Origin of the sequence: Candidatus Pseudothioglobus sp. Uisw_050_01, from assembly GCF_048085775.1 — a bacterium.
Taxonomy (GTDB): Bacteria; Pseudomonadota; Gammaproteobacteria; order PS1; family Pseudothioglobaceae; genus Pseudothioglobus.
On record NZ_CP159804.1, the window covers coordinates 1759866 to 1772508 of the forward strand.

The following is a 12643-nucleotide window of genomic DNA, read 5'->3' on the forward strand; positions in this document are numbered from 1 at the left end:
TTAGTGTGTAATTTTAATGTTTTTGGAGTCAGGTTTAGCAAATATAAACTGAAAATCACCAATTAGGTTTTCAAGAAATCCCGCTTCACAGTAGACTAGGTAAAAAACCCAAATCCTTATAAAAGGATCTGAAAAACCAAGCTCTCTCACTTGCGGCAATACATTTTCAAAGTCTTTACGCCATATCTCGAGTGTCCTTGCATAGTGAAGAGTTATATCTTCAGAGTCAACCATAATTAAATCCGTTTTATCTTTGATGGCCTTCTCAACTTGTGACAATGAGATAAGACATGAGCCAGGAAAAATATATTTTCTGATAAAGTCTACCGAATTTTTATAGGCATTAAAGTCTGGGTCGTTATATGTTATTCCTTGAAGCGCCATTAAACCATTTTTCTTCAGCAATGAAGAGGCCTTTTCAAAGAAGCCAGGCACAAAGTCAGACCCAACAGCCTCTATCATTTCAATTGAAACAACCTTATCAAAAACACCCTCAAGCTCTCTATAATCTTTGTTTAGTAAAGTTATTTTATTATCTAAATTCTCCTTACTAATCAGCGCAGCAACATAATTAAACTGATTGTCTGATATAGTCGTAGTGGTAACTTTACAGCCATAATTTTTGGCTGCATGTGTTGCAAAGCTTCCCCATCCCGTTCCTATTTCAAGAACATGGTCACTACTATTAAGGTTTAGTTTTCGACATAGCCTATCCAGCTTTTCTACCGAGGCATCAAGCATACTTGACTTCTTGTTAAGAAAAATGCCGCTTGAGTAAGTCATGGTTGAGTCGAGCCATAGCTTATAAAAATCATTACTCAAATCGTAGTGTGCCAAGATATTACTCTTGCTTCCTTTTAAGGTGTTTTGTCTAAGCCTATGGATTATTTTAGTGATTGGATTTGTTAATCTTGCAAGTCCAGATTCAAGCCCCTCCATGGTTTTTTTATTTCTAATAATGATCTGAATTAATTCAACCAAATTATCTGCAGACCAATAACCAGCAGTGAAGGCCTCTGCTGCGCCGTTGGTGCCGCCACTCCCTAAAAAAACATAAAACTCTTGAGATGAAACAGTTAAGGTTGCCTTAAGCTCTGATTTTGGAATGCCAAATACGTGAATTTCAGAACCATCAATTATTGTCAGCTCACCAGTTTTTAAGCCTTTCAGTTTTTTAAATAAAATCCTTTTAAAGAATGAAGTCATTCTAGTGCTTCTTTGCATTTCTTGAATATTGTTTGCTAGGCCATCAACTGAAAGTCTGTCTTTAGTTTGAATTTCTTGAGTCATAGTTTGTCAGGATGTGTAAAAAATGGAGCTCTTTTTACATAGAGCATAAATGCTTGCCAATGGATTCTATATACAACCATCAGCGTGATAAATGGAAACCTGGAAATTGCCTTAACAAGCCCTGCGTTTGAAAATGCACGCCTCTTTAAGTCAAGCGAAACATTAAAAACCTTTTCACCATCTTTAAAGTTTTTCATTTTTACATTTAGAGAGTCTTCAGGCTGTGAGAAAAACCACTCATAATCATGGTCCATCCCCCAAAAAGGGCTTACATGTAGTTGTTTTTTTGGAGAGGCGATAAACCCCGTCCTAGTATTATTTTCTGTCTGCTCTTCAATAATGTAGGCATGCCTTTCTTTCCATGGTGTGTTTGTTACTTCAGCCATTATGGCCTCAACCTTTTGGTCTAAATCATCAAAACAGTAATAAAAACTTACTGGATTAAAACAATGCCCAAAGTATCTCAAGTGCGTCAGGAGTCTAATTGGCCCTTTAAAAACTTTACCAGTTTTTTCATGAAGTGTTTTTCGAACCGCACTATCTAAGTCTAAGTCTGGATCTCCATGGTAGTCCTTCCTTTTAAATGAAACAAGCGCAGGCTTATTAATGTTCCAAAGAAGTGATGGCTTCATCGTGGATGCTAAAGACGAGATATCAATATAGGCCATAAAAATTGGGTATGAAAAAAACCGCTTAAATGGGGTGTGTCGCTGATGACTAATCGTACCCCAATACAGTTGGTGATTTTTAGAGAGCATCATAAGGCCTTATCAAAAAAACTACAAACATCAAGGGCACTGTTAACGCCATCCTCATGAAAACCATTTCCCCAATATGCCCCGCAATAAAAAGTGTTATTTACACCACTTATTTTATTCTTTTCTTTTTGTGCTTTAACGCCCTTGGCCGTGAAAAGAGGATGGTGGTAGACTAAAGTCTTAATTATTTTGCTTGTGTCAACATCCCCATTACTATTTAGGGTTACTAAAAAATTAGTCTTCGACTTTAATGATTGCAAAATATTCATGTTATAGGTTAGCGTCACCGGCTTACTTTGATCACCGCTCAAAAGGTAGTTCCAACTAGACCATGTTATTTTCTTTTTAGGCAATATAGAAGAGTCTGTGTGCAGCAGTGCCACATTTTTTTGATAAGGCAGAGAGCCTAAAATTTTAACTTCTTCATCACTAGGGTCCTCTAATAATGCCAATGCTTGATCACTGTGTGTTGCAAATATAACTTTATCAAACTGATGAGAGGCAAAATCATTTCCATAAAAAACCTCAACACTATTTTTGCTTCTTATAACCTTGGAAACTGGGGTTGAAAGCAAAATTTTATTTTTAAATCCTGCAATTATTTTTGGTATGTATGCTTTTGAGCCGCCCTTAATTACGAACCATTGGGGACGATTAAATATTTGAAGTAGTCCATGGTTTTTGAAAAATCTAATAAAAAAAACTGCTGGCATTTCTGTTGTTTTTTTCGCTGCTGTTGACCATATGGCAGCACCCATTGGAATTATATAGTGCTCAATAAAGTTCTTACTAAATTTATGGTTAATCAAAAATTCATAGATTGTTGTTGACTCGTTTAAATTATTTAGCTTTGCCACTGATATGCGATTAAATCTTAAAATGTCTTTAAGCATCATCAAGAAAGAAGGTCGAAATAGGTTGAGGCGTTGAGCAAATAAAGAATTTAGGGAGCCTCCAGAATACTCTAGTTTTTGTCCTGGAGCCTTAACGCTAAAACCCATAGAAGTTTTTTGCGTGTCGACTTTAAGTTTTTGAAGAAGCTTTATAAAGTTTGGATATGTGTTTTCATTGTAAACAATAAAGCCAGAATCAATCAGCCACTTCTTTTTGTCTACCTCGATTTGATGGGTGTGGGTATGGCCGCCTATATAATCATTAGCTTCCAAAATGGTAATATCATGTTGTTTGTGAAGAAGGTGTGCGGCTGTTAAGCCAGATATTCCGCTTCCAATAATAGCAATTTTCATAGTATAAAATCAAATATGTATTATAGAGCCCCCCTTATTAGGCTAGATACATATCATAACCAACATCTGGTCACAATTATTTTAAAAAGGCATAATTATAAAGGGTGTTTTTTTGAGTTGTATGTTTTTTTAGTGAATAGGGGAGTAAGTCCCTGCCTATATAGGTAATTAGAGAAAATATGCTTTGCTTAATTCAAAAAAATATGGGATAATCGTCGCCTTTCAGCCAACATGAGCTGGAAAAAGGGCTAACTAAATCTTTATAAAGTTAGTATTTTAATGTATCACACAGAGCCCCAATATTAGCCAGGGTGCCTTTTTAATAAGGTTGGTTAATAGGCAATGTGGAAGTTTTAACCCAGGAGAAAAATATGGCGAAAGCGTCAATGAAAAAAATGTTAGAGGCAGGTGTTCATTTTGGTCACAGGTCTCGTTTTTGGCATCCAAAAATGGAGCCTTTTATCTACGGAACACGAAATGGTGTTCACATAATTAACCTAGAAAAAACTCTACCACAATTTAATGATGTCCTCAACTTTGCAAGCAAAACTGCTGCTGCTGGAGGATCAATCCTTTTTGTTGGCACAAAGAGAGCAGCAAGCAACATTATTAAAGAAGAGGCAATTAGATGTGGGATGCCTTATGTCAACCATCGCTGGCTAGGCGGCATGATGACAAATTATAAAACTATTAAAGCCTCTATTAAGCGCCTTAAGGATTTAGAGTTTCTTGCTGAAGAAAATTTTTCTCAGTTTACAAAAAAAGAAGCGCTCATTATGACTAGAGAGCAAGAAAAACTTGAAAGAAGTCTTGGTGGAATTAAAGATTTAGGCAGCATTCCTGATGTTATTTTCGTGGTTGATATTGGTCATGAAAAGAACGCGGTTCGTGAAGCCCATACTTTACAACTTCCAATTATCGGTGTTGTTGACACAAATCACAGTCCTGAGGGAATTGATTATGTTATAGCGGGAAATGATGACTCAATAAGAGCAATTGGTTATTATGCGAGAGAAATTGCTAATGCAATACTAGAGGCTAAAGCCTCAATTGTAGAAAACAAAGCTGCAGTTAAGAAATCTGCGCCTGCTACTGAAGAAAAGAAGCCTGCTGCTAAGACTGAAGCTGCTACTGAAGAAAAGAAGCCTGCTGCTAAGACTGAAGCTGCTACTGAAGAAAAGAAGCCTGCTGCTAAGACTAAAGCTGCTACTGAAGAAAAGAAGCCTGCTGCTAAGAAGCCTGCTGCTAAGAAACCTGCTGCTAAGAAGCCTGCTGCTAAGAAGCCTGCTGCTAAGAAGCCTGCTGCTAAGAAGCCTGCTGCTAAGAAGCCTGCTGCTAAGAAGGCAGATACTGAATAAATAGCTATACAAAGTATATATAGGAGATAAATTATGGCAATTACAGCCGCTTTAGTTAAAGAACTAAGAGAAAGAACTGGCGCAGGCATGATGGACTGCAAAAAAGCTTTGGTTGAGACCAATGCAGACCTAGAAGCTGCAATTGATTTAATGCGAGCATCTGGGGCAGCAAAAGCTGCAAAAAAAGCTGGCCGAGTGGCCTCTGAAGGACTTGTAAGTGTTACTATTAGTGAAGATAAAATGCATGCTGCAATTCTTGAAGTTAATTCTGAAACAGACTTTGTAACTAAAGGCTCTGCCTTTATTGATTTTGTTGACACTTTAGGCGCCCTAGCACTAAAGAATAAACCAGAATCTATTGAGATTTTTTCAGAGCAAAAACTAGACTCTGGCGTTACTGTTGATCAGGCAAGAGAAGAAATTATCGCTAAAATTGGTGAAAATATTTCAGTTAGAAGAGTTCAAATTGTCAGCACTGAAAGCGGAGTTTTAGGCGTATACAAGCATGGTGAGAGAATTGCTGTACTCACAGTATTGTCTTCAAATGACGCCGAACTTGCAAAAGATATCGCTATGCATATTGCAGCCTCAAAGCCTGAATGTATAAGTGAAGACCAGCTCTCAACTGAACTTCTTGAAAGAGAAAAGGCAATTTTTATTGAACAAGCTAAAGAAAGTGGAAAGCCTGACAATATTATTGAAAAAATGATTGTTGGGAGAATGAAAAAATTTGTCAATGAAGTTACTCTTTACGGCCAATCTTTTGTTAAAGATCCAGACACTACCGTTGGCGCCTTAGTGAAATCTAAAAATTCAGAGGTTGAGTCTTTTATTCGCTATGAAGTCGGTGAGGGTATTGAGAAAAAAGAAGATAATTTTGTCGAAGAGGTTATGGCTCAAGCCCAGAGCTAAGCTTTAAGATCTTCAAAAAAGGCGCCTTCGGCGCCTTTTTTATAGTTCGAATTTACAACTCCTACATACTAGCCTTATCTTTAATAATCAGCTTCATTATTGCTGGCATCAAGAAAAAGTCTGCCAATACTGCTACCAAAATTGCACTGGCTGTTAAAACACCAAAGTCAAACATGTTGTTCATTTGAGAAAAGGTCAGCACAAGGAAGCCAAGAGCGAGGACTATAGAAGTTAGTGTAATGGCTCTTCCAGTGCCAAGCAATGTAAGCCTTACTGCCTTATCAACATCATTATATTGAAGCTCATATCTTCTAAAGTTATGCATAAAATGAACAGTATCGTCCACCGCAAGTCCAAGTGCTATAGCACCAATCAATAAGGTAAACATGTCAAGAGGCATTTTAAAGACAACCATAATTGTTGAAAGAAAAATTATGGGCAGAATATTTGGAATCATACTAATGAGGCCAATTTTTACATTGCCAATTAATAACACCATAAGAATAGTTATTAATGAAAAGGCAAGGACATAACTAAATGCACTACTATAAATCGCCTCTTCAAAAGTTACAGTCATCAAGGTTCCAATACCAGTGAAAGTAACTTTAGCAAGAGGTCCAAACTTTTGATCTAGGTAGACCTGTGCATTATCTATAAAAATATTAGCCTCAAGTGAGTCAATAAAAGGGGTTTTAAGCGTTAGCCGGGCTTTAGAATAATTTGCATCTACAAGGCTCGAAAGGTCATCATTGCCGCTGCTTTCAAAAAGCAAAAACTCCTGTGCAATAAGATCAGGATCATCAGGAATCGCATAAAACTCTTCACGGTTTTCATTAAGCGCTCTATTTGTTTCCTTGATAACATCAATATAACTAATAACTTTTCCAACAAACATGTTTCCTGTTGAGATAGAATTTATATTTTTAGAAACGTCATCAATCACCTTTAAAAGCTCTGGGTTATAAAGTCCATTTGTTTCTCCAGTGTCAATAATAACTTCAAGCGTTAGGGAGCCCTTAAGATTTTTGTCAACCGCCTCGGTTGCGACGCGCGCAAAGTTATCTTCTGGAAGCCATTGAAGCGGAAAGTGAGAAAACCTAAGCTGTGATGCAACTATAGCTGCGCAAATAATTAATACAGCGCTTACCGACACTATAAGTTTTGGGCGTCCAGTTGCGAACACACTTATTCCGATAAGAGATCTATCCATTAGGGTTTGACCTTCTTTATCTAAATTGGTCTTAAGGGTTTTAACTCTAGTTATAGATATTAAAGCAGGCAGAAAGATGAGAGTAAAAACTAAGCCAATCATTACGCCGCTGCTAGCAAAAACACCAAGATCGGCTACGGGTGCAACTCCAGAAAAAGAGAAGGACCATAAGCCAACAGCTGTGGTAATAGAGGTCATTATAATTGCTAGACCTGAGTGGCCCATTGCATACCTCAAGGATGCTTTCTTGTCATTTGTTTTTGAAAAGTCCTTATAGAAGACTGCCAGCAAATGTATAGATGCGCTAGTCACCACCGCCAACAAAAAGGTTGGCATAATTTGGGTAGCCATTGTAAAAGGAGCTGAAAATACCGACATTAATGAGACGGTTGTTATAAGCGTAAGAGATACGCAGGCTAATGGCAATATAACGCCTGAAATACGCCTAAATAAAGCAAACAAAACAACCATAATAACAATCATCATTAAACTAATAAAAATAACTGAATCATTCATTAGGGCTTGCTTAAAGATCCCTGCAATTGCAGCCGAGCCTGATAAGTATATTTCAAAATTATCTCCATCAAAACGCTGCATGATGCTCTGGGTTTTTGCAATTATTTCATCGTTCTCAGCATCTGTTAAATACACCCTCTGGCCGCCCAAGCTATCATCATCAAACTCTAGGCCATCATCAAACTCTAGGCCATCATCAAACTCTAGGCCATCATCAAACTCTAGGCCATCATCAAACTCTATATTAACTGGCTCATTTGAAAGCCCATCATTAGAGTATGTTTCTGTGTCAATCGTAACAGTAGTCATAGTAAAGTCTTCACTGTAAAGTGAGTTTTCATAGAGTCTATTGCTAATGACTGTTTCTTTTAGTTTGAATAATTCACCCTTAGTTTCAGGGAGGCTGACAATTAAGGGCTCAACAATTAACTCGCCCTCGATTCCATAAGTATTTCTTGCATTTATTAGAGAGTCAACGCCTTTAATATTTGGTAGCTCGCTCTCAAGAGCGTCATGAAAGCTATCAAGCTTCTTTAAAAAGCTTAAGTCAAAAATATTTTCAGTTTTAACAGCGATCATTAACTTTTCATCTCTGCCAAACTGATCTCTGAATATGTCGTACTCAACACGCATTGGGTCTGATTTATGTAAAAACCCTTCAGTAGTTGTATCAATCTTTAAAGATGGCAATTGCGAGCCAAGAGCAGCTACAAGAAGAAAAATAATTAGTATTGTTTTCTTGGCGTTATCAAAAAGCCAATCAGAAAATAACTCTATCTTTGCTTCGGTTTTTGTTCGCCAATTCATATTATTTTATGGTTAATTGCAATGTTGAGTATATAAGGACTTCATAAGAAAATTAAAGCCTGCATATTATATGTTAGACATTAAAGAATAAGAATAGAATTGATTAAAGTCTGGCCTATCCTTTTTATAAAGGCTCTATCAAGGCGTCTTGTTTGTTTTCCTGATCTTGATTATTTTTCATTGCTCGCCAAGAGACATAAAGACCACTAAGAATAATAATAATTAATCCAAGTATCGCTTGAACGTTTGGCAAAACACCAAAAACTAAATAGCTCAAAATAATGGCAACTACGATCTCAAAATAATTGAAGGGGCTTAGCTCTGAGGCGCTAGCAAACTCAAAAGCCTTGATAATCATAAAGTGCGAAGCTGCAGCAAAAAAACCCATTGCTGCCCCCATTAAAACACCCTTTAAATCTGGAGTTGTCCAATAAGGCACAACAATCAACGTCATAATAACTATTCCAACGACAGCAGAATAAAATAAAGTTAAAACTGGTGGCGCACGAAAAGATAATTTTTTGGTTATGATAATATAAAGGGCATAGCAAACTCCCGCAACTAGGGCAAACAATAAAGTCGGATCAAACTGCTCGCTATCTGGCTGAAGAACTACTATAACCCCTATAAATCCTATTAGAACGCCAGCCCCAATAAATATATCAAAACGCTCTCCTAAAATAAAGGGTGAGAGAACTGCAACAACAAGAGGAGAGATAAATAAAAGCGTAAGCGCTTCAGGGATATCATTGGTTACAATGGCTGCAAAAAAGAATAGTGTGGCTAGCGTTAACATCAAGCCCCGCAAAAACTGTAAGCCGGGCTTTTCAGGGATTGAAAATAACCTAACCTTTTGCCACATAATCATTGGCAACAACCAGACAGCATGGAAAAAAAACCGTGTCCATGTAACTTGTGTTACGTGATAGCCTTCTTGGCTCAAAAGCTTAGCAAAAATATCTAAAAAAGGAACAATAGTCATCGCCAAAAGCATTAAGCCTATTCCTTTAAGTATTTTTATATTCGTAATTTTCATTAACTCTTAATTATGAAAGAATGCTGATTGTACATAACATCCTTAATAAACTGTATGAATAAAGCTTGAGTTAAAACAACTACGTTTGGTGCCGTCGGACGGAGTCGAACCGTCACAGCTTGCGCTACAGCCCCCTCAAGGCTGCGTGTCTACCAATTTCACCACGACGGCTTTAATTAATTGCTGGGAATTTCGCTTGCGTCTGTATCAAGCCCATCATCACTCATAGTTGTCTGGGACATAATACTTTGGTCGGCCTCTGCTGCAGACCTTTCATTTGAAGCGAAGTAAGCAAGACTTATGCTGGTTACAAAAAAACCAATAGCCATGACTGCGGTTAATTTATATAAAAATGAATGCGCGCCTCTAGCTCCAAAAACTGAGCCTGCGGCCCCAGAACCAAATGCAGCGCCCGCATCTGCTCCCTTGCCGTGCTGAATTAATATTAGCCCGACTAGCCCAAGAGCCAATAGCACATGAATTACTAAAATTATTTGAAATGTCATATTAACCTGCCTTACATATTTGTAAAAAATCTTCTGCTTTTAGAGCAGCCCCACCAATAAGCCCGCCATCAATATCTGGGCAAGAAATTAACTCAACAGCATTACCTGCATTCATACTTCCACCGTATAGTATAGGTGTTTTTTGAGCAATATTTTCACTACTCTCGCCTAAGAGGTTTCGTATAAAAAAATGAACCGCTTGTGCTTGTTCCGGCGTTGCTGTCACGCCTGTTCCTATTGCCCAGACTGGTTCATAGGCAATAATAATACTGTCAAAAGACTCTATGCCAACTAACTCTATAACAGCATTAATTTGTTCCGCAACAACTGTCTCAGTTTTTCCAGCCTCTCTCTGCTCTAGAGACTCTCCAACACATAAGAGAGGTGACAAACCAGCATCTATTGCAGCTTTCGTTTTTTCAGCAACGACCAAACTTGTTTCGCCGTATAAACTTCTTCTTTCAGAATGTCCAGCGATAACATGTTTTGCACCAAAGTCCTTTATCATGTCGGCACTAACTTCGCCAGTAAATGCGCCTGATGCGTTTATGTTAATGTTCTGGGCGCCAAGCTTTAAATTACTGCCTTCTATCAAAGACTCAACTTGGGACATATATGGAAAAGGAACACAAACCAAAACCTCTGAATTAACGCCTTCCATTCCAGACAATATTCCATCAATTAGGCTCTTAACAGAGACCTTACTGGCGTTCATTTTCCAGTTTCCAGCAATAATTGTCTTGCGCATACTTTATTAGGTCATACAAAAAGAGGGCAATGTTACTCTAAAACACGCACAAAATCAATTGTGAAATAGGCCTTAGCCCCTCTCCAGTATTGTCTTTACTTAAGACTTGGCATTTCACGCATAAACATGGCCTTTTGTATTTCTTGTTCCGGCTCCTCAAAACTTTGCGCGGCAAGGTGGCCTAAAAAGACTGCATCTGCTATTAAACCTGGAGACTCGGCATCTCCAATTAACTGGATGTGTTTTGCTTCGCCCTGTTCAGTATTATTTTCTTGCTCCACAAGCTGATCATAGAGCGTAGTGTTTGGAATGCGCTCTGTAACCATTACTAGTGATGAACATTTTAAAAGTGAAATCTCTCCGGTAAACACACACTTAAGATTAAGATTACTACCTTCAGCCTTATCTATGGTCTTATTGCAAATTACGTTAACGCCACTAACCAAAAGCGCCTTCTGAATTCTTTTTTGTTCTAGAGTTGACTCTGTCCATGGAGATACAACGCTTGCTGGCGTTATAAAAATTACTTCGTGTTCATCAAAACTCAAATGATCCGCAATTACCCCTGCCAAATATCCCTGCTCATCATCATAAACAACAATAGGGCCCCTTAAATTTGGGCTCTGCTTTATCGCCTCTTCTGGAGTTAGCACCTGAAGCGACTCTAGGCCCTGAACTGGTTTTCTTCTACTTCTGCCGACACCGTCTTTGCGCCAACTTGACCCAGTAGCTAAAAATATATTATTGATTCCAAGTTCATTTATATGTGAAAGAGTTAATGCGCTTTCTTTGTAAATTTCAATATTGTTTTTTTGCTGTATCTCATAAATTCTATTATCAGAGACTCGTTTCCAAGCAGAAAGGCCTTTAAGCCCAGACTCAAAAAGCACTCTGCCTCCTAATTTATTATCTGCCTCTGCCAACGTAACATGATAACCACGTCTTGCTAGCTGCATAGTGCATTCTAATCCGGAAGGTCCAGATCCAATAACAAGTGCTTTTTGATCTGTCTTTTTAGGTTTAATTGATTCTGGGTCCCAGCCCCTTCTCCACTCTTCTCCCATAGTTGGGTTTTGTGTACAACGAATTGGAACTGAAAAATTATCGCTCGATACGCAAATATTACAACCAATGCATTCTTTTATTTGATCAGTCTTTCCAGCTTTTATTTTGTTAGGAAGATAAGGATCTGCTATTGAAGGTCTCGCTGCACCAATAAGATCTAAGGCCCCTCTCTCAATTAAGCTAACCATTAGGTCTGGAGATGTAAGCCGACCAACCCCAACTACTGGCTTTGTTGTTATGCTTTTCACAAATTCAACATATGGAATTTGATAGCCCTCATTTGGCTCAAAACGAGAAGTTTGTGAGTCATTAGCCCAGTCAGAAACATTAACATCCCAGAGGTCAGGAATTTCTGCCAGTATTTCAACTACCGCTCTTCCTTCCTCAAAGAATTGCATTCCGTCTGAACCCTTAAGCTCATCAACAGCAAACCTAAAAGCTACTGCACAGGTATCACCAACAGCATCTTTAGTTTCCTCAAGCAACTCCCGTGTTAAACGAACGCGGTTTTCAATACTGCCGCCATACTCATCAGTACGATCGTTAATTTCTGGAAGCAAAAATTCTTGGGTAAGCGTCATGCCATGGCCCGCATAGACATAAATAATATCAAAACCAGCGGCCTTTGCGTTTAAAGCGGCGTTACGATGCCAGCGCCTAAACTCAGCAATGTCTTTCTTATTCATGCGCCTAGTTTGTTTGGGATAAACAAGATCTATAGATTGACTTACGGGCGAAATAACAGGCAGCCTTGAATATAAGTTAGCAGCATGGTTTCCGTTGTGGGCTAACTCTATTGCCGCAAGAGCACCATGTTTATGAACAGCATCTGTCATAAGACTTAGAGCTGGAATATCTCTTTTATCCCATATTCTTTGTTCAACATATGGCGACAAATCGGAAGTGGGGTGTATTTCTGACTCCTCTGTACTAACAACCCCCCACCCACCTTTTGCTTTTAAGGCTCTCATAGCAGCGTGTGCTTGTGGCCTTTGATGCCCCATTCCACAACAATGTGGAACTTGATAAAAACGATTTTTTGTAACGACAGGGCCAATCTTAACAGGCTCAAAAAGTCTACTATAAGGGTTTTTTTTCATTAGTCAGTTTTCTGGGTTGAAGGTCAAATTTTTTATGTTTTATTAGTTAAATTATATAGATGTGGGGTTAATAAAGAACAACAAATCCAA

10 protein-coding genes and 1 tRNA gene are annotated in these 12643 nt (G+C 38.2%); 2 read left to right on the plus strand and 9 right to left on the minus strand.

The features are described 5' to 3' along the window. The 3 genes from ABXT51_RS08945 to ABXT51_RS08955 are packed head-to-tail and all read right to left on the minus strand — an operon-like array spanning position 1 to position 3295. Positions 1–1290 carry a class I SAM-dependent methyltransferase gene (locus ABXT51_RS08945; protein WP_416695479.1) on the minus strand — a complete coding sequence of 430 codons (1290 nt, stop codon included), beginning with the start codon at positions 1288–1290 and terminating at the stop codon, positions 1–3. Further along, positions 1287–2051 carry a DUF1365 domain-containing protein gene (locus ABXT51_RS08950; protein WP_416695481.1) on the minus strand — a complete coding sequence of 255 codons (765 nt, stop codon included), beginning with the start codon at positions 2049–2051 and terminating at the stop codon, positions 1287–1289. The genes ABXT51_RS08945 and ABXT51_RS08950 overlap by 4 nt, the downstream gene beginning before the upstream one ends. Continuing rightward, the gene (locus ABXT51_RS08955; RefSeq protein ID WP_416695483.1) at positions 2048–3295 is read right to left on the minus strand and encodes an NAD(P)/FAD-dependent oxidoreductase; all 1248 of its coding nucleotides are present in this window, start codon (positions 3293–3295) and stop codon (positions 2048–2050) included. The genes ABXT51_RS08950 and ABXT51_RS08955 overlap by 4 nt, the downstream gene beginning before the upstream one ends. Before the next feature lie 371 nt (positions 3296–3666). Between ABXT51_RS08955 and rpsB the strand changes: the two genes are divergently transcribed. Both rpsB and tsf read left to right on the plus strand, forming a co-directional pair. Further along, complete coding sequence (gene rpsB / locus ABXT51_RS08960) at positions 3667–4653, plus strand: 30S ribosomal protein S2 (protein ID WP_416695485.1); 987 nt, start codon at positions 3667–3669, stop codon at positions 4651–4653. Positions 4654–4686: 33 nt separating this feature from the next. Continuing rightward, positions 4687–5565, plus strand: coding sequence for a translation elongation factor Ts (gene tsf, locus ABXT51_RS08965; RefSeq protein ID WP_416695487.1), 879 nt, complete (start codon positions 4687–4689; stop codon positions 5563–5565). Between the two features lie 61 nt (positions 5566–5626). On the opposite strand, the gene ABXT51_RS08970 is transcribed toward tsf, so the two are convergent. The 6 genes from ABXT51_RS08970 to ABXT51_RS08995 form a co-directional block, all read right to left on the minus strand. Then, positions 5627–8098 carry an efflux RND transporter permease subunit gene (locus ABXT51_RS08970; RefSeq protein ID WP_416695489.1) on the minus strand — a complete coding sequence of 824 codons (2472 nt, stop codon included), beginning with the start codon at positions 8096–8098 and terminating at the stop codon, positions 5627–5629. Between the two features lie 124 nt (positions 8099–8222). Next, positions 8223–9134 (minus strand): DMT family transporter, encoded by a 912-nt coding sequence (locus ABXT51_RS08975; protein ID WP_416695491.1) that lies wholly within the window; start codon positions 9132–9134, stop codon positions 8223–8225. An 86-nt stretch (positions 9135–9220) separates the two neighbouring features. After that, positions 9221–9305: transfer RNA gene (locus ABXT51_RS08980), tRNA-Leu, on the minus strand. A gap of 5 nt (positions 9306–9310) precedes the next feature. Further along, positions 9311–9640, minus strand: a complete 330-nt coding sequence (secG, locus tag ABXT51_RS08985; RefSeq protein ID WP_271541938.1) for a preprotein translocase subunit SecG — start codon at positions 9638–9640, stop codon at positions 9311–9313. A 1-nt stretch (position 9641) separates the two neighbouring features. Then, on the minus strand, positions 9642–10388 hold the full coding sequence (tpiA, locus tag ABXT51_RS08990; protein WP_416695493.1) for a triose-phosphate isomerase: 747 nt from the start codon (positions 10386–10388) through the stop codon (positions 9642–9644). A 95-nt stretch (positions 10389–10483) separates the two neighbouring features. Beyond that, complete coding sequence (locus ABXT51_RS08995) at positions 10484–12553, minus strand: FAD-dependent oxidoreductase (RefSeq protein WP_416695495.1); 2070 nt, start codon at positions 12551–12553, stop codon at positions 10484–10486. Between the last annotated feature and the right edge of the window lie 90 nt (positions 12554–12643).

Coding starts and splice junctions, on each gene's coding strand:
- ABXT51_RS08945 (WP_416695479.1), bottom strand. CDS start 1,290: ATGACTCAAGAAATTCAAACTAAAGACAGACTTTCAGTTGATGGCCTA.
- ABXT51_RS08950 (WP_416695481.1), bottom strand. CDS start 2,051: ATGATGCTCTCTAAAAATCACCAACTGTATTGGGGTACGATTAGTCAT.
- ABXT51_RS08955 (WP_416695483.1), bottom strand. CDS start 3,295: ATGAAAATTGCTATTATTGGAAGCGGAATATCTGGCTTAACAGCCGCA.
- rpsB (WP_416695485.1), top strand. CDS start 3,667: ATGGCGAAAGCGTCAATGAAAAAAATGTTAGAGGCAGGTGTTCATTTT.
- tsf (WP_416695487.1), top strand. CDS start 4,687: ATGGCAATTACAGCCGCTTTAGTTAAAGAACTAAGAGAAAGAACTGGC.
- ABXT51_RS08970 (WP_416695489.1), bottom strand. CDS start 8,098: ATGAATTGGCGAACAAAAACCGAAGCAAAGATAGAGTTATTTTCTGAT.
- ABXT51_RS08975 (WP_416695491.1), bottom strand. CDS start 9,134: ATGAAAATTACGAATATAAAAATACTTAAAGGAATAGGCTTAATGCTT.
- secG (WP_271541938.1), bottom strand. CDS start 9,640: ATGACATTTCAAATAATTTTAGTAATTCATGTGCTATTGGCTCTTGGG.
- tpiA (WP_416695493.1), bottom strand. CDS start 10,388: ATGCGCAAGACAATTATTGCTGGAAACTGGAAAATGAACGCCAGTAAG.
- ABXT51_RS08995 (WP_416695495.1), bottom strand. CDS start 12,553: ATGAAAAAAAACCCTTATAGTAGACTTTTTGAGCCTGTTAAGATTGGC.